The organism is Labilithrix sp., assembly GCA_019637155.1.
In the GTDB taxonomy this organism is placed as follows: domain Bacteria; phylum Myxococcota_A; class Polyangia; order Polyangiales; family Polyangiaceae; genus Labilithrix.
Window position 1 is genome coordinate 157,377 of record JAHBWE010000015.1, and the last position, 16,324, is coordinate 173,700.

The 16,324-nt window shown below is 71.7% G+C and carries 12 protein-coding genes; 8 read left to right on the plus strand and 4 right to left on the minus strand.

Going from position 1 to position 16,324, the window contains the following annotated elements:
- Positions 1-15: 15 nt before the first annotated feature.
- The gene (gene rpsB, locus KF837_30040; protein MBX3231603.1) at positions 16-879 is read right to left on the minus strand and encodes a 30S ribosomal protein S2; all 864 of its coding nucleotides are present in this window, start codon (positions 877-879) and stop codon (positions 16-18) included.
- A 190-nt stretch (positions 880-1,069) separates the two neighbouring features.
- Here rpsB and KF837_30045 point away from each other — a divergent pair, with 190 nt between their 5' ends.
- The 5 genes from KF837_30045 to KF837_30065 all read left to right on the plus strand — a co-directional run bounded on the left by KF837_30045 (position 1,070) and on the right by KF837_30065 (position 8,408).
- Positions 1,070-1,285, plus strand: coding sequence for a hypothetical protein (locus KF837_30045; protein ID MBX3231604.1), 216 nt, complete (start codon positions 1,070-1,072; stop codon positions 1,283-1,285).
- Positions 1,285-1,569: an Asp-tRNA(Asn)/Glu-tRNA(Gln) amidotransferase subunit GatC gene (gene gatC / locus KF837_30050; protein MBX3231605.1), complete on the plus strand. Its 285-nt coding sequence runs from the start codon at positions 1,285-1,287 to the stop codon at positions 1,567-1,569. The genes KF837_30045 and gatC overlap by 1 nt, the downstream gene beginning before the upstream one ends.
- Positions 1,570-1,572: 3 nt before the next feature.
- Entirely contained in the window at positions 1,573-3,024 is a 1,452-nt protein-coding gene (gatA, locus tag KF837_30055; GenBank protein MBX3231606.1) for an Asp-tRNA(Asn)/Glu-tRNA(Gln) amidotransferase subunit GatA, read from the plus strand.
- Positions 3,021-3,605 (plus strand): GNAT family N-acetyltransferase, encoded by a 585-nt coding sequence (locus KF837_30060; GenBank protein ID MBX3231607.1) that lies wholly within the window; start codon positions 3,021-3,023, stop codon positions 3,603-3,605. Before gatA ends, KF837_30060 begins: the two co-directional genes overlap by 4 nt.
- A gap of 123 nt (positions 3,606-3,728) precedes the next feature.
- Positions 3,729-8,408, plus strand: a complete 4,680-nt coding sequence (locus tag KF837_30065; GenBank protein MBX3231608.1) for a protein kinase — start codon at positions 3,729-3,731, stop codon at positions 8,406-8,408.
- 1 nt (position 8,409) lies between these two features.
- Here KF837_30065 and KF837_30070 read toward each other — a convergent pair whose 3' ends face one another.
- Entirely contained in the window at positions 8,410-9,891 is a 1,482-nt protein-coding gene (locus tag KF837_30070) for a hypothetical protein (GenBank protein ID MBX3231609.1), read from the minus strand.
- A 116-nt stretch (positions 9,892-10,007) separates the two neighbouring features.
- Positions 10,008-12,041, minus strand: a complete 2,034-nt coding sequence (locus KF837_30075; GenBank protein MBX3231610.1) for a serine/threonine protein kinase — start codon at positions 12,039-12,041, stop codon at positions 10,008-10,010.
- A 20-nt stretch (positions 12,042-12,061) separates the two neighbouring features.
- Here KF837_30075 and KF837_30080 point away from each other — a divergent pair, with 20 nt between their 5' ends.
- The gene (locus tag KF837_30080) at positions 12,062-13,084 is read left to right on the plus strand and encodes an NAD-dependent epimerase/dehydratase family protein (protein ID MBX3231611.1); all 1,023 of its coding nucleotides are present in this window, start codon (positions 12,062-12,064) and stop codon (positions 13,082-13,084) included.
- Between the two features lie 28 nt (positions 13,085-13,112).
- On the opposite strand, the gene KF837_30085 is transcribed toward KF837_30080, so the two are convergent.
- Positions 13,113-13,370 (minus strand): hypothetical protein, encoded by a 258-nt coding sequence (locus tag KF837_30085; protein ID MBX3231612.1) that lies wholly within the window; start codon positions 13,368-13,370, stop codon positions 13,113-13,115.
- A 787-nt stretch (positions 13,371-14,157) separates the two neighbouring features.
- Between KF837_30085 and KF837_30090 the strand changes: the two genes are divergently transcribed.
- Both KF837_30090 and truB read left to right on the plus strand, forming a co-directional pair.
- A complete protein-coding gene (locus KF837_30090; GenBank protein ID MBX3231613.1) occupies positions 14,158-15,429 on the plus strand; it encodes an acyltransferase family protein in 1,272 nt (423 codons plus the stop codon).
- Between the two features lie 3 nt (positions 15,430-15,432).
- Complete coding sequence (truB, locus tag KF837_30095) at positions 15,433-16,323, plus strand: tRNA pseudouridine(55) synthase TruB (GenBank protein ID MBX3231614.1); 891 nt, start codon at positions 15,433-15,435, stop codon at positions 16,321-16,323.
- Position 16,324: the final 1 nt, after the last annotated feature.

The following is a 16,324-nucleotide window of genomic DNA, read 5'->3' on the forward strand; positions in this document are numbered from 1 at the left end:
GGTCTCAGGCTCCTTTCAGTTGCTCTGCTCGGGGTTCGCCGCCGGCGCGCCGCCCTCGGCGCTCGGCTCCTGCGGACGGCGGCGGCCATAGGAGACCTCCGCCTGCGGGCCGCGGCCACCGCCGCCGCCGCCACCCTCGGCGTCGCGACCGCCGAACTCCTTACGGCGCTGCGTGCCTTCGATGACCGCGTCGGCGATGCGCTGCGTGATGAGCTTGATCGAGCGGATCGCGTCGTCGTTGCCCGGGATCACGTAGTCGACGAGGTCCGGATCGCAGTTCGTGTCCGTGATCGCGATGATCGGGATGCCGAGCTTCTTCGCCTCGGACACCGCGATCGTCTCCATCGCCGGGTCGATGATGAAGACCGCGGCCGGGAGCGAGCTCATGTTCTTGAGGCCGCCGACGTACTTCTCGAAGCGCTCGCGCTCCTTCTCGAGGCGCGAGACCTCCTTCTTCGGGAGCTGGAGGTACGTGCCGTCCTCCTTCATGCGCTCGAGCTGGCGCATGCGATCGAGGCCCTGCTTGATCGTGCGGAAGTTCGTGAGCGTGCCGCCGAGCCAGCGGTTGATGACGTAGAAGGCGCCCGAACGAACGGCCTCCTCCTGGCAGATCTCCTGCGCCTGGCGCTTCGTGCCGACCATCAGAATGTTGCCGCCGCGCGCGACCGTCTCCGTGACGAAGTGGAACGCGCGCGCGAAGAGGCGCGCCGTCTGGTCGAGGTCGATGATGTGGATGCCGTTGCGCGCGCCGTAGATGAACGGGCGCATCTTCGGGTTCCAGCGCTTGGTCTGATGACCGAAGTGCACGCCCGCGTCGAGGAGCGAGCGGAGCGGGAGCGGGAAATCGTTCTTGAGCTGCGGGACTTCTTGCTGGGTCATGGCGCGCTTTCCTTTCGGTTGAGCCTCCGCTCCCCTCCGCGACCAGCAGGAAAAACCTGCACCGGATCGACGGTTTGCGCTGGGGAGCGTGTGGATTGGGTGGGCCGCGCATCCTAGTCGGCGCGCGATCCCCGTCAAGAGCCGCGGAGACCTTGTCGCGCCGTGGGTTGAGTGCGATGTTCCCGCCGCTTTGCGTCGCCTCGTCGTCGTCCTCGCCCTGCTCGTCGCCGCCTGCTCGGGCAACCACAAGCAGCCGGTCGGTCCCGCCCCCGAGTACGAAGACGCGCCGCCGCCCTCGTGGCTCCAGGAGGCGGGCACCCCACCGCCACCGCCCGCGCCCGAGCCCGAGCCACCGCCGCCCGCGCCGGAGCCGGAGCCGCCCGCCCTCGACGGAGGAGTTTCCTGATGGACCTCGCGCAGATCAGGCACGTCGCGCGGCTCGCGGAGCTGCGGCTCGACGAGAAGGAAGAGGAAGAGCTGACCGCGCAGGTCGGGCGCATCGTCGACTTCTTCAAGGAGCTCGACGCCGTCGACGTCTCGAACGTCCCGCCGACCTCGCACGTGACCGCGGCGGAGCAGCCGCCCCTGCGCCCCGACGAGGTCGTGCCGGGCGTCCCCCATGATGAAGCCCTCGCCGCCGCGCCGCACGCCGCGCACGGCGGGTTCGCCGTCCCGACCTTCGTGGAGTGACGAATGGACACCGTCGTCAGCATCGCCGAGGCCGTACGGAAGGGAGAGCGGAGCGCGCTCTCCGTCGCGGAGGAGTCGCTCGCCGCGATCGAGGCGCGGGACGGATCGCTCCACGCGTTCCTCACCGTCACGAAGGACGAGATGCTCGCGCAGGCGCGCGCGGTCGACGACAAGCGCGCGCGCGGCGAAGCGCTCGGCCTCCTCGCCGGCGTGCCGGTCGCGCTGAAAGATGCACTCTGCACACGTGGCGTCCCCACCACCGCGGCGTCCAAGATCCTCGACGGCTACAGACCGCCGTACGACGCCACTGTCGTCGCGCGCCTTCGCGCCGCCGACGCGATCGTGCCGGGGAAGACGAACCAGGACGAGTTCGCGATGGGCTCGTCGACGGAGCGCTCCGCGTACGGGCCGACGAAGAACCCCGTCGACGAGACGAAGAGCCCCGGCGGATCGTCGGGCGGGAGCGCGGTCGCGGTCGCGGCGGGGATGGCGCCCGCCTCGCTCGGGAGCGACACCGGCGGATCGATCCGGCAGCCGGCGGCGTTCACCGGCTGCGTCGGACTGAAGCCCACCTACGGGCGCGTCTCGCGCTTCGGGCTCATCGCGTTCGCGTCGTCGCTCGATCAGATCGGACCGTTCGCGAACGACGTGCGCGGCGCCGCGCGCGTCCTCTCGGTCATCGCCGGTCACGACGGCCACGACGCGACCTCGCTCGCGACGCCGCTGCCCGACCTCGAGGCCGCGTGCGGCCGGAGCGTGAAGGGCATGAAGCTCGGCGTCCCGGCGCAGTACTTCGCGAGCGGGCTCGATCCGGAGGTCGAGGCGAACGTGCGCGCCGCGATCGCGCGGCTCGAGAAGGACGGCTGCACCGTGCACCCGGTCGAGCTGTCGCACACGAAGCTCGCGGTCGCGACGTACTACGTGATCGCCACCGCGGAGGCGTCGAGCAACCTCGCGCGCTTCGACGGCGTCCGCTACGGGCTCCGCGTCGAGCCGGACGCGCGCGCCGCCGGCGACAAGCAGGCCTCCGCCCTCCGCGCGATGTACGGCGCGACGCGCGACGCGGGCTTCGGGCCGGAGGTGAAGCGGCGCATCCTCCTCGGCACGTTCGTGCTCTCCGCCGGCCACTACGACGCGTACTACCTGAAGGCGCAGAAGGTCCGCACCCTCATCAAGCGCGACTTCGAGCAGGCCTTCGCGAGCGTCGACGCCGTCGTCTGCCCCACCGCGCCGACGCCCGCGTTCGCCCTCGGCGAGAAGACGAGCGACCCGCTCTCGATGTACCTCTCCGACATCTACACGCTCCCCGCGTCGCTCGCGGGCCTCCCCGCGATCAGCGTGCCGGTCGCGCCCGCGAAGAGCGGGCTCCCGATCGGCCTCCAGATCATCGGCCGTCCCCTCGACGAGCCGACCGTGCTCTCCGTCGCGGCCGCGGCCGAGGCGTCCGCGCGTTGAGGGTCGCGCCGCTCGACGAGACGAACCTCGCGGGGCTGCAAGCGCTCTTCGCCGCCGCGCATTCGTCCTGCTACTGCCGCTGGTGGCACTTCGGCGGGACGAAGAACGAGTGGCTCGATCGCTGCGCGCATCGACCGGAGGAGAACGCGGCCGAGCAGGCCGCCGCCGTACGCGCGGGGGAAGCGGGAGCGCGCGGGCTCGTCGCGATCGACGACGCCGGCGCGGTGGTCGGCTGGCTCAAGCTCACGCCGCGCTCGGCGGTGCGGAAGCTCCGTTCATTACCCGTTTATCGAAGCCTCGACCTCGGGGACGAGGAGACGACGTGGTCGATCGGCTGCCTCCTCGTCCGCCCCGATCGGCGCCGCCACGGCGTCGCCCGCGCGCTCGTCCTCGCCGCGCCGGCCTTCGTGCGCGCCGGCGGAGGTCGCGCGATCGAGGCCTACCCGCGGCGCGCGGACTATCCGCTCTCGGACGAAGAGGCGTGGCACGGGCACGAGGCGATGTACCGCGCAGCGGGGTTCGAGGTCGTCCACGACGAACCGCCGTACCCGGTCTTAAGACGATCCACCCAGAGCGCCTGACGCACCGAAGACCGCTGTTGTTTTCGGCAGAAAGACGCTGCTCGGGTATGCTCTCGTGCGGTGGATTCGAGCTTGCCGGTGCTCGTGTCGCGTCTGCCCGATCGGCATTCGCTGGCACTTCTCGTGCGGGCTGCGCTGCGCAACGAGGTCGCCCAGGTCGAGCTCGATGCGGGCCCGCAGCGCGGCGAGGCGCATACGCTCGACCTGCACGTCAGCGGACAGCCGCCGCTCGCGCTCCTCGCCGAGCCGGCCGGTCCTCCGAAGAACGGGCACTTCCCGCTGCGGCTGCGCCCGCTCTACCGCGCGCAGGCGGCCCAGCTCTACGCGCTCCTGCAGCAGGAGAACGTGTCGGTCGACGGCCCGCCGCCGGACACGTCGCCGTCTCCGAACACGACGCTCGATCCGCCGCGCTTCGTCTCGCAGTCGATGCCGCGCGTCGAGTCGGCCAGCATGCGCGCGGCGGCGAACTCGACGACGAACCCGCCTCGCCCGCAGATCCAGCCCATCGCGCGGCCCGCCGCGACGACCGATCCGCAGCCGCTCCCCGCGCGCCACCCGAGCGCGGCCGCCGCGCCGAGCGGCGATCCGCGCCGCACCGCGCCGAGCGCGTCGTGGTCGAACCTCACCGCCGACCCGCGGCGCACGGCGCCGAGCAGCACCTGGAACCAGCGCATCGCGCCGGCGCCGCCGCCGTCTCCGCCGCAGATCGAGGAAGAGCCGCACGGCGCCGACGCCGACGATCCATCGCTCAGCGTGAGCGTCGTCTTCGAGCCGGACGACGTCCCGCTCGAGGTGCAGGCGATGCGCAGCAACACCACCGCCACGTACGGCTCGCCGCCGGTCGCGCGGCCGATCGAGGTGGAGATCCCGCCGGCGCCCGAGACGGACGAGGATCCCTTCCCCGCCGATCTCGAAGAGCCGAGCCTCAGCGTGAGCGTCGTCTTCGAGCCCGACGCGCTCCCGGCGGGGATCACCCTCGGCATCCCCTCGCCGCTCGGCGACGACGTCCCCGCGACGCAGACGACGCCCGAGAGCGACGTGCCGGCGACGATCGCGGACGTGGACGCGCTGCCGATCGAGGACGGGATCACGATCGACGTCGACGCCTCGCCGGTGACCGGCGTCGGCGCGGTGGACGACGCGGAGGCCGACGCGGTGCTGGCCGCGCTCGACGAGATGCCGCCGCCGACCACGCCGCCGCTCGACGAGAGCAGTGGCGCGGAGGCCGTCACCGCCGACGACTTCGGCGGCTTCTTCGACGAGGCGCTCGCGAACTTCCCGTCCGCCGCGCCGGACGCGATGGACGAGGCGTTCGAGGTCGCGCCGCCGGCCGAGGAGCCGCCCACCGACGACGTCGACGTCGACAGCGGCGGCACCGCGGCGATGGCGCACGCGCCGATCGCGTCGCTCGAGGACTTCCCGGACATCGACGAGCTGCCCGAGTCCGAGGACATGATGAAGACGCAGGTGCCTGCGTCGCAGCGGCGGGAGCTCGAGCTCGGACCGCTCGACGACGAGATGCCGCCGGTCCCGCTCCCCGGCTCGCTCGACGACGACGATGACGACGACGACGCGACGCTCATCCGCCTCCCGACCAAGGGGAAGCCGCCGCAGCCGCTCGAGCCGATCGTCCGGCCCGAAGCGCGCAGCCGGAAGGAGCACACGCCGACGCAGGAGACGCGCATCGGCGGCGGCAACATCAACATCGACGAGACGCAGGTCCCGCCGTCGCAGCCGCTGCCCGAGAGCCGCCCGAAGCCCGCGCGCCGCGGCCCGATCCCGGAGGACGACCAGGACACGACCGCGCTGCGGAAGGCGCCGGTGCCGCCGCCGTCGTCCGATCCGCACGATCCGAACGATCCCGCGATCGGCCGCCGGATCGCGGACGGCAAGTACGTGATCGAGTCGCTCATCGGCGCGGGCGCCGCCGGCGCGGTGTACCGCGCGACGCACCGCGAGCTCCGCCGCACCGTCGCGATCAAGCTGCTCCATCCGCACTACCAGCAAGACCCTCACTTCATGACGAGCTTCCGCGGCGAGGCGCTCGCGGCGAGCCAGCTCGATCACCCGAACGTCATGCGCGTCCTCGACTTCGGTCAGGAGCCGGACGGGCTCGTCTACATCGTGATGGAGTACCTCTCCGGGCGCACGCTGCAGCAGCGCCTCGACGAGGAGCGCCGCCTCCCGACCGAGAAGGCGGTCGAGGTCATGATCCAGGTCTGCGCCGCGCTCTCCGTCGCGCACGACCACGGGATCATCCATCGCGACATCAAGCCCGACAACATCATGCTCGTCCCGAGCCGGAACGACGAGGGCACCACCTTCGAGCTGGTGAAGGTCTGTGACTTCGGCATCGCCGCGCTCCAGAACCCGAACAAGGGCGACGAGGCCCTCGCCGCGACCGAGCACGTCATCGCCGGCACGCCCGAGTACATGTCGCCGGAGCAAGCGCGCGGCGCGGCGGTGGACGCGCGCGCCGACGTCTACGCTTGCGGGATCTGCCTCTACGAGCTCGTGACCGGACGCCCGCCGTTCCTCGGCAACAACGCGGCCGAGATCCTGATCAAGCAGCTCGACGAGACGCCGATCCCGCCGTCGCAGATCGTGAAGGGTCTCGATCCGATCATCGAGGAGATCATCCTTCGCGCGATCCAGAAGGACTCCAAGAAGCGTCATCAGTCCGCGCGCGAGATGCGGGTGGAGCTGAAGGAGCTCATCGATCCGGGCGACGCGCACGCGCAGGACGACGAGGACGAGCTCAGCATCGTCGAGAACGTCGCCGTCCTCGACGACCCCGCCTCCGGCTTCCCCGGCTTCTTCATCGCGTTCTCGAGCGCGGTCCTCCGCTTCGGGCGCTTCGAGCGCGGGCACAACGAGTCCGCGCAGGCGATGAAGGAGCTGCAGAAGCAGGTCCGCATCGCGCTGCGGGGGAGGAGCGAGCTCACCTTCGCGCGCCGCGACTCCGGCAAGACGCCCGGCTTCTGCGTGATGACCGGCACCGCCGAGATCGTCGACCTGAAGCGCCTCCTCGGCTCGCAGCTCATGGGCAGCTTCGGCGAGCCGTTCACGACCGAGCTCGTGAAGAAGGGCGTCGTCGCGCTGACCCTGCGCGAGGGGATCCCCGACGTCGAGCTCCACTACATCATCGAGATGCTCCTCGGCCCGTTCGCGCACGAGGACCTGCGGAAGGAGCTCCTCTCGAAGCCGCTCCGCAACATCTCGATCCTCTTCCCGGGCGACGTCGTCGGCCACACGCGGAAGCTCCACTGGAAGGTCGGCCTCTGCGCGGCGCGGCTCGCCCGCGATCTCCGCGCGCTCTGCAACATCCGCGGGATCAGCCTCAAGAAGATGCGCGAGACGCGCGACGAGCTCATCGGCGGGGTCGCGCGCCTCCTCACCCGCGGCGACGAGGTGAAGCAGTTCCTCTTCAACGCCGACCTCGTCGACGAGGCGGTCGCGAACCTGCGCGGCTTCTCCTCCTTCAAGGTCGCGCCGCTCGTCGTCGAGCGCGTCCTCCACGAGTCGTGCGCGGAGGCGGCGACGCTGCTCCTCCACGACCTCGACGCGGCGAGCCTCGACGAGCAGGAGCGGCTCCGCCCGTACCTCCACATGTTCGGGCAGCGCCTCGTCACCGAGCGCTCCCCGAAGTCCGACGCCGCGGTCGCGGAGATGTACCGCCGCAAGATCGTCTCGGAGGAGGAGATGCCGCGCGATCTCAAGGAGCAGATCCGCGCCGCGTCGCTCGCCGACGCGCTCGTCCGCGACGCGACGCAGTTCCTCCGGACGCTCGACATGATCCGCGACGGCGCGCAGTACGAGGACGAGATCGCGGTGCTTGAGACCGCGATGAGCACGCTCGCCCGCCGCGCGGAGACGACCGCGCTCATGGCGGTGATGAGCACGCTCTCGCACCACGCGAAGCCGTCGGGGAACACGCAGCGCGAGAACGCGGCCCTCCGCGCGATGAAGCGCATGATCGACGTCGAGCGCCTCGCGCCGACCGCGAACACGCTCCTCGTGGGGCCGCCGCACCAGCGCGAGGCGGCGCGGCAGCTCATCATCCTCGCCGGCTCCGTCGGCGCGCAGGCCCTCTACAACGCGCGTGAGGCGACGCAGGATCCCGCCGCGCGGCCGGTGTTCGTGCAGGTCATGCACGAGGCCGGACCGGCGGGTTGGAGCGTCATCGCGCAGATCCTGCCGCGCCTCGAGGTCGCGGGCGATCACGAGCTCGCGCTGGTCGAGGACCTCCTCCGCGCGCTGCCGGAGCGCGCCGATCCCGCGCTCGGCGAGGCGGTCTCGAAGTTCCTCTCCCACCCGGTCCTGCGCCAGATCGCGCTCACCGCGATCGTCCCGCTCTGGGGCGAGCGCGCGAAGAAGCCGCTCGTCGAGGCGCTCGAGTACGCGGACGAGCCGACCCGCATCGTCGCGCTCGGCGAGCTCCGCCGCCTCCACGCGATCGACGAGTACGTGTTCTCCGTCATCGAGCGGTTCCTCACGATGAAGGGCAGCGCGGGCGAGGACCTCCGCGTCGCCGCCGCCGCCGCGCTCGCCGACGCCGCCACGCCCGTCCGCACGCGCGCGGTGCAGATGCTCACGAAGGTGGTCGAGGGCAAGCGCGGCCTCGTCGCGCTCATCCGCGGGACCGGCGACAACGAGGAGACCGCGAGCGTGCTCGAGTCGATGGGCCGCGCGCTCCTCGCGCTCGATCGCAACGAAGGCCTGAAGGCGCTGAAGGGCCGCGTGTCCCGTTCGGACGGCGCGACCAAGCAGCGGCTCCAGGCCTTGCTCCAGAGCGCTCAGTAGGTCAGCGCTCGCACTTGCCGTTCTTCACGGTCAGGCCGGCGTCGCACTTCCAAGCGGAGCTGCGGTTCGTGCCGTTCGGATCCGAGTAGCAGTAGGTCTCGCCCTCACCGCCGCACGTGATGCACGAGCTGCCCTCGAGGCGCGTGCCGGCGTTGCACTTCCAAGCGGAGCTGCGGTTCGTGTTGTTCGGATCCGTGAAGCAGTAGGTTTGGCCGGCGTCACCGCACGCGACGCAGGTGTTGCCTTCGAGGCGCGTACCGGCGTTGCACTTCCAAGCGGAGCTGCGGTTCGTGTTGTTCGGATCCGTGAAGCAGTAGGTTTGGCCGGCGTCACCGCACGCGACGCAGGTGTTGCCTTCGAGGCGCGTGGCCGCGTCGCAGCGCCAGGCGGAGTTGCGGTTCGTTCCCTTCGGGTCGACGAAGCAGTACGTCTTGCCAGCCGCGCCACACGCGGTGCACTTGTCGCTCTCGAGGCGATGGCCGCCGTCGCACGAGTTGTCCGCGCAGACGGCCTGGGCTTCGCCACCGCAGGTCGGGGTCGGGTCGACCGGCTCGGGCTCGGTCGGCTCGGGCTCGGTCGGCTCGGTCGGCTCGGGCTCGGTCGGCTCGGTGCCGGGCTTGGTGGTGCCGGGCTCGGTGGCGCCGGGCTCGGTGGGCTCCGGCTTCGCGGCGCCGAAGTCGCGCGCGATCTGCTCGGGGGTCGCGGGGCCGAAGCCGTCTCTCGTGAGCGCGTAGTAGCCGGGGCCGGTGATGGTCACGTCGGGGCCCGCCCCGCTGTGGACGTCGATCTGGATGCCGCCGCTCGCCGGCGCGATCCACCACGTGGGCTTGCCCTGGAAGTCGCGCGTGACGAACGAGGGCGCGAGCGTCAGCTCGTGCGGCTCGATGAACGCGGTGTACGGCGCGAGCGCGCGCTTGTATTCGCGCGTGTTGACGCCGAAGAACGAGCCTTCGCGGCGCGCGTCGATGAACGCGACGGGCCAGAGGTCGAAGGGCTGGCCGATCGTCTGCGGCCGCGACGCGGGGAGGTCCTCCGGACGCTGGTGCTTGACGTTGTTGCTCCAGCCGGGCGTCTTCCGCAAACCGACGGCCTTGATCGCTTCGCCGGAGAGCTGCGCGTCGAGGAGGATCATGACCGGGAACGCGCTCCGCGGGAGCGAGCCGACGACGACGGTCCCGCCCGCCTCGACGTCGAGGGTCGTCCCGATCGGCGTCACCGTCGGCGAGATCATGCTCGCGGCGACGACCTTCACCGTGGCGCCGAGCGGATCCTCTCCGCGCGCGGTCGACGTGCACGAGAGCCGCGCGTCGGCGCCGACGACGTCGAACCAGCAGCGCGCGTACTCGCGCCCCTTCACCGCTGTGAGCGCCTTCACCTCGGTCTGTCGCGCCTCGCTCGTGCCGGTCTCGTCGGCGGGAGCGGTGCAGGCGGCGACGGCGATGGCGGAGAAGAGGAAAGATGTAAGGAGAAGGCGGGAGCTCATGTGCACCAATGTGTGCCAGATACATACCTCACCAAAACGGCCCTAACCGCTCGAAATTACATGATCACGCGCATCCCGCTCGCCCAACCATGGATCCCGGCGGATCCATCAAGGGGTCAGTCCAGGAACGGCTTCGAGGCGCGAAGGAGGTCGGCCGAGAGCGCGCAGAAGATCGTGCGGAGCGTCTCTTCGCGCGTCGCCACCTTCCGCATCGCCTTCGCGACGTCGTTGATCGCGACCGGGCCCTTCACGCACGCGAGGATCTGCTCCTCGGTGTCGGAGAAGCGGAAGGCCTGGAGGCGCACCGGCAGCGGGCTGACCGGCTCGATCGTCGCGTCCTCGAGCGGCGCGAGGAGGGCCTCGAGCTCCTCCTGGCCGTAGGCGTCGCGGATGCCGCGCGCGACGATGTCGAACGGATCGATCGGGAGCGGGAACGTCTCCTCGTGCGAGCGCGCGCCGCGCACGAAGGCCAGCTCGCCGCGCTGCCACGAGAACACCTCGGTCGTGCGATCGATCCTCTGCGCCTGGATCGCGCGCACGAGCTCGATCGGGCGGAGCACGCCGAGGCCGCAGAGCGCGTCGCCGAGGTGACCGTTGAAGCGCGGGAGCATCGCGAGCGCCATCTCCACCTCCATCCGGAGGACGGCGCCGCGCGCGACGAGGTGCTCGCCGAACAGCTCGCGCTTGTCGGTCGACACGACGAGCTCGGGGATCCCTTCGACGTAGTAGATCTTCTTCTTCCGCGTCTGGTCGCGGAGGTAGAGGCAGCCCGTCTCGCGCTTGCTCGCGATCTGGCAGAGGCGGCGCGGGAGGAGGAGCCGATCGATCGCCTGCGCCTGGTTCTGGGAGGAGAACACGCCCTCGTCCCAGCGGAACGCGGGGCTGTTCACGAAGCGCGCGAGCTCGGTGTAGCTGCCGACGTCGCGGAACGGCGACGTCTCCCGCGCGATGAGCGCGCGCTGATCGATCCCGCCGGTGACGAACATCTCGACGAGGCGCGGATACCCGAACGGCCCGAGCGTCGGTCCGCCCGGCATCTTCGCGCGGTAGATCGAGGGCGACACCTCGCGCATCTCGCCCGGGAGCGACGACGGTCGCGCGGGCGGCGCGACGGAGCCGCGCGGAGGTGTCGTCGGCATGCGCGATCCCGGCGCGGCGAGGCTCGCGGTCTGGCGCGTCCCGGTCTCGCTCTCCGGCTCCTCGTGGCGCGAGGGCGCGAGGCCGAGCCGCTCGATCCACGCCGCGAGCTTGCCGGGGCCGACTTGGAGGCGGCGGCGTCGGAGGACCTCCTCGAGCGCCTCCGCGAACGCGCCCGCGGTCGGGTAGCGGAGCGCGCGATCGCGGGCCATCGCGCGGAAGAGGATCGCCTTCACGTCGTCGGGGACGCGCGTGCCGGCGCGGTCGATCACGGAGAGGTCCGCGTCGCGGATGCGCATGAGCACGTCGATCTCGTTCGGCCCCGAGAAGAGCGGGCGGAGCATGACGAGCTCGGCGAGGACGATCGCGGCGGTGAAGAGATCGCTCCGCGCGTCGAGCTCCTTGCCGACGACCTGCTCGGGCGACATGTACCCGAGCTTGCCCTTGAGCTGCCCGGCGTCGGTGCGCCGCTCGATCTCCGCCGCGCGCGCGATGCCGAAGTCGGTGAGCTTCACCGCGCCGGAGCGATCGATGAGGACGTTGCCGGGGGACACGTCGCGGTGCACGAGCGCGAGGGGGCGGCCGTCCTCGTCGCGCGTGGAGTGGGCGTAGTCGAGGCCGCGGAGGACGCTGAGCACGATGTAGAGCGCGGCCTCGAGCGGGACCTCTTCGCCGCGGGCGGCCGCGGCGCGGACGAGGCGGGCGGCGGTCGTCCCGTCGACGTACTCCATCGCCATGTAGAGCTCGCCGTCGACGTCGCCGAAGTCGAACACCTGCACGATGTTCGGGTGCGCGAGGCGCGCGCAGACGCGGGCCTCGTCGATGAACATCGCGACGAAGTCGGAGTCCTGCGCGAGCTGCGGGAGGATCCGCTTCACCGCGACGACCTTCTGGAAGCCGTGCGGGCCCGCGCGCCGCGACAGGTACACTTCGGCCATACCGCCGGTGGCGATCCGTTCGATCAGCTCGTAAGGACCGAGCATGAGCGGGGCCGGATGGATCGACGCGCTCATCGGCGGTAGAAGCGTATCCCATGCCTTCTGGTTCCGGGACGCTCATTGGCAAGAAGCCGTCGGGAAGGGCGGTCGCGGTCACGGGCGCGGCGTCCTTCCTCGGGGCGAACCTGATCGGGCTCCTCGAGGAGGACCCCCGCATCGCCCGGATCGTCGCGGTCGACGTGAAGCCGCCGAGCACCGCGCAGCGGAAAACCCGTTTTTACGAGGTCGATTTCACCGGCGCCTCGGCGGAGGCTCGCCTCGTGGAGCTGCTCGGGGCGGAGCAGGCCGACACGCTCGTCCATCTCGCCTTCATGTCGTCACCGACCCACGCGACGGCACATGCCCACGAGCTGGAGAGCGTCGGCACCCGTCATGTTTTGGTTGCCGCGAGGCACGCGAACGTGCGCAAGGTCGTGGCCTGGTCGCAGACGCTCCTCTACGGCGCGAACCCCTCGAACCCGAACTACCTCACCGAGAAGCACCCGCTCCGCGCGCCGTCGAGCGAGCCGTGGTTCGCGGACAAGCTCGAGGCGGAGACGGAGCTCGCGCGCTTCGCCGATCGGTCGCCGGCCACGATCGTCACCGTCCTCCGCACCGCGCCGATCCTCGGGCCCACCGTGCGGAGCTACCTCACGCGCTGGCTCGCGCGCCGCCTCGTGCCGGTCGCGATGGGCTTCGACCCGCTGGTCCAGTTCCTCCACGAGGTCGACGCGATCGCGGCGTTCAAGCTCGCGATCGATCGCGATCACCCCGGCGTCTACAACATCGTCGGCGACGGGGTGCTCCCGCTGTCGACGGTCATCAAGCTCGCGGGGCGCCTCCCGCTGCCGGTCCCCCACCCGCTCGTGAGCACGGTCGGCGCGGCGCTCTGGCTGGCGCAGCTCGTCGACGCGCCGCCTTCTTTCATGCATTATCTCCGTTTCCTCTGCGTCGCCGACGGCGCGAAGGCACGCGAGAAGCTCGGCTTCCGCCCGGCGTACACGACGCGCGAGGCGGTCCTCGATTTCACCAACGCCCAACGTCTCCGCGACGTGAAGCTCCTCCACGAGGCGGTCTGATGGCGACGAAGAAAGCGGCGAAGGCTCCTCAACGTCGGGCAGCGCCCGACCGCCACCCCGCCGGCGCCCCGAGCACACGGCGCCCGAGCGTCACGTCGAAGCCCCCCTCCTCCCGCGCCTCGTCGACACGCACGCCCACGAAGCCCGCCGCCTCCGGCTCGACGCGCGGCTCGTCGACACGCACGCCGCCGAAACCCGCCGCCTCCAGCTCGACGCGCGGCTCGTCGACGCGCACGCCGCCGAAACCCGCCGCCTCCGGCTCGACGCGCGGCTCGTCGACGCGCACGCCGGACCGCGACGCGAAGCAGGACCGGCAGGGCAACGCCTCGAGCTCGCGCACGCCGGAGCGCGGTGGCTCCGCATCGCGCCCGTCAAGCCGCGACGACGCGCGTGGCGCGAAGCCCCTTCGCGCGGATGCGACCTCGCGCGCAGCCGACCGCGACGACGCGCGTGGCGCGAAGCCCCCTCGCGCGGACGCTACCTCGCGCGCAGCCGACCGCGACGACACGCGTAGCGCGAAGCCCCCTCGCGCGGACGCTACCTCGCGCGCGGCGGAGCGCGGAGGTCCGGCGACGTCGCGTCGGAGCCTCGAAGACCGCGCCGCCGCGGCCGCCACGATCGCTGGCGCGCGCCGCGACAGCGACACGAGCGCGGGCACCGGCTCGAATCTCCCCGCCGATGCGGCGCGCCGTGACGGTGCGGTGACGGAGGATGCGCGTCGCGACGGTGTCGCGGTGCACGTGAAGGACGACACCTCGCCCGTCGATTCGACGCGCGGGCCGCTCACGGCGCGCTCGAGCGTCGCGCCGGTGCCGGGACGCTCGCCGCGCGTCGAAGCCGCCCCCGCGGTGACCGACGCGCTGAAGCAAGACGCGCCGAAGCGCGGCGACGCGCGCGAGCTCGCGGCGTTGAAGCGCGCGACCGGGGACACGGCCGTCGTCGGCGACGTCGCGTTCGTGGAGCAGAAGCGCGCGGCGCTCATCGCCGCCTCCCCCGAGGCCGCGCCCCTCTCGAACGCGGCACCGACGTCCTTCGAGACGGCGATCGACTCCGCCGCGACCGACTCGATGGCGATGACCGCGGCCTACGGCAGCGAAGCCGAAGCCTCGACCGAGCCGCGCGGCGTCGCCAAGAAGAGCCGCAAAGCCCCCGACCCCGACGCCGCCACCGCCGTGACCGTGAACGAGCCCGTGCTCGCGCAGATCCGCGAGCTCGAAGCGCAGCTCGACAAGCTGATCGACGAGGCCTCGCGCCGCGATCTCTCCGCGCTCGCCGGCGACGACGACGACGACGACGACGCGGATGCCGATGCTGATGCCGAGGCGATGACCGAAGCCGCGGCAACCGAAGCAGCACCGGAAGCCGCTCCGGACGAGAGCACGCCCGAGCCGCCGCCGATGCCGGAGACGGAGCCCGATCTCCCCGCCTCCGCGCCCCTGCCGAGCCAGCGCCTCTCGAGCGCCGCGCTGCGCGAGAGCGAGCCGACCGCGTTCGACACCGCGCGCGAGCTACTCTCGAGCAACTTCTACCTCCGGAAGTGGGGGCGCGTCGCGATGCGGGGGCGCTCGGAGGAGGTCGACGACTTCGGGTTCGATCCCGTCTACGATCAGAAGCTCCGCGGCGTCCTCGAGTTCCTCTACACGCGGTACTTCCGCGTCACGACGACGGGCATCGATCGCGTCCCCGCGCGCGGGCGCTGCCTCCTCGTCGCGAACCACTCCGGCACGCTGCCCCTCGACGGCCTCATGCTGAAGACGGCGGTGAAGCTCGAGCACCCCGCCCCGCGTGACGTGCGCTGGCTCACCGAGGACTTCATCACGCACATGCCCTGGCTCGGCTCCACCATGAACCGCCTCGGCGCGGTGCGCGCGCACCAGGAGAACGCGGAGCGGCTCCTCGCCAAGGAGCAGCTCGTCGCCGTGTTCCCCGAAGGCGTGAAGGGGATCGGCAAGCTGTTCGGCGAGCGCTATCGACTCCAGCGGTTCGGACGCGGCGGCTTCATCAAGCTGTGCCTCCGCACGAAGACGCCGATCGTGCCCGTCGCCGTCGTCGGCGCGGAGGAGACGAACCCGCTCCTCTTCCGCTTCGAGTACCTCGCGAAGACGCTCGGCGTGCCGTACGTCCCCGTCACGCCGACCTTCCCCGCGCTCGGCCCGCTCGGCCTCGTCCCCGCGCCGACGAAATGGCAGATCGAGTTCGGCGAGCCGATCGACCTCGGCAACCACGGCCGCGACGCGGCGGACGACGAGCTCCTCGTCGGCAAGCTCGCCGAGCGCGTCCGCGCGACGATCCAGGCCATGCTCGACCGCGCGGTGGGCGCGCGAAAGAGCGTCTTCTTCGGATAACGAATGCGTGAGCGAGAGCCGCACGGCGTCCTCGTCGTCGACAAGCCGCGCGGACCGACGAGCCACGACGTCGTCGCGCGCGTACGCAAGGCGCTGAAGACGCGCGCGGTCGGACACGCCGGCACGCTCGATCCGATGGCGACCGGCGTCCTCGTCGTCGCGGTCGGCGAAGGCACGAAGCTCGTGCCGTGGCTGACCGCGGACGACAAGACGTACGCCGCGACGATCCACCTCGGCACGACGACGCACAGCCTCGACGCCGACGGCGACGTCACCGCGTCGGCGCCCGTCCCCGACGACCTCGCGAGGCGCCTGCCCGCCGCGCTCGAGGCGGAGCGCGCGCGCAAGGAGCAGGTGCCGCCCGCCGTCTCCGCGATCCGGATCGGCGGCGAGCGCGCCCACGCCCTCGCGCGCGCCGGCAAGCTCGGCGAGGCCGCCCTCCCCCCGCGGCCGGTCGAGGTGCGCTCGCTCACGCTCGAGCGGATCGCCGGCGCCGACGTCGACGTCGTCGTCGAGGTCATGAAGGGCTACTACGTCCGCTCCCTCGCGCGCGACCTCGCCGCCGCGCTCGGCACGGTCGGGCACCTCACCGCGCTCCGCCGGATCCGCTCCGGCGCGTTCACGATCGAGCACGCGATCGCGCTCGACGACGTCGGCCCCGAAGCGCTCATCCCCCTCGATCGCGCCGCCGCCATCGCGCTCCCCGTCACGGTCCTCGACGACGACGGAGTCCGCGCGGTCTCCTACGGCCAGCGCGTCGCGCCCGCGCAGATGCGCGATCCGCATCGCGCGCCGTCGGCGTGGCTCGACCAGAGCGCGCACCTCGTCGCCGTCGGCGAGTGCCTCGAAGACGGCACCGGCCGTGTCCTCCGCGGCTTCCCGCGACCGACGTGAG

Coding starts and splice junctions, on each gene's coding strand:
- truB (MBX3231614.1), top strand. CDS start 15,433: ATGCGTGAGCGAGAGCCGCACGGCGTCCTCGTCGTCGACAAGCCGCGC.
- gatC (MBX3231605.1), top strand. CDS start 1,285: ATGGACCTCGCGCAGATCAGGCACGTCGCGCGGCTCGCGGAGCTGCGG.
- KF837_30080 (MBX3231611.1), top strand. CDS start 12,062: ATGCCTTCTGGTTCCGGGACGCTCATTGGCAAGAAGCCGTCGGGAAGG.
- KF837_30070 (MBX3231609.1), bottom strand. CDS start 9,891: ATGAGCTCCCGCCTTCTCCTTACATCTTTCCTCTTCTCCGCCATCGCC.
- KF837_30075 (MBX3231610.1), bottom strand. CDS start 12,041: ATGAGCGCGTCGATCCATCCGGCCCCGCTCATGCTCGGTCCTTACGAG.
- KF837_30090 (MBX3231613.1), top strand. CDS start 14,158: ATGACCGCGGCCTACGGCAGCGAAGCCGAAGCCTCGACCGAGCCGCGC.
- rpsB (MBX3231603.1), bottom strand. CDS start 879: ATGACCCAGCAAGAAGTCCCGCAGCTCAAGAACGATTTCCCGCTCCCG.
- gatA (MBX3231606.1), top strand. CDS start 1,573: ATGGACACCGTCGTCAGCATCGCCGAGGCCGTACGGAAGGGAGAGCGG.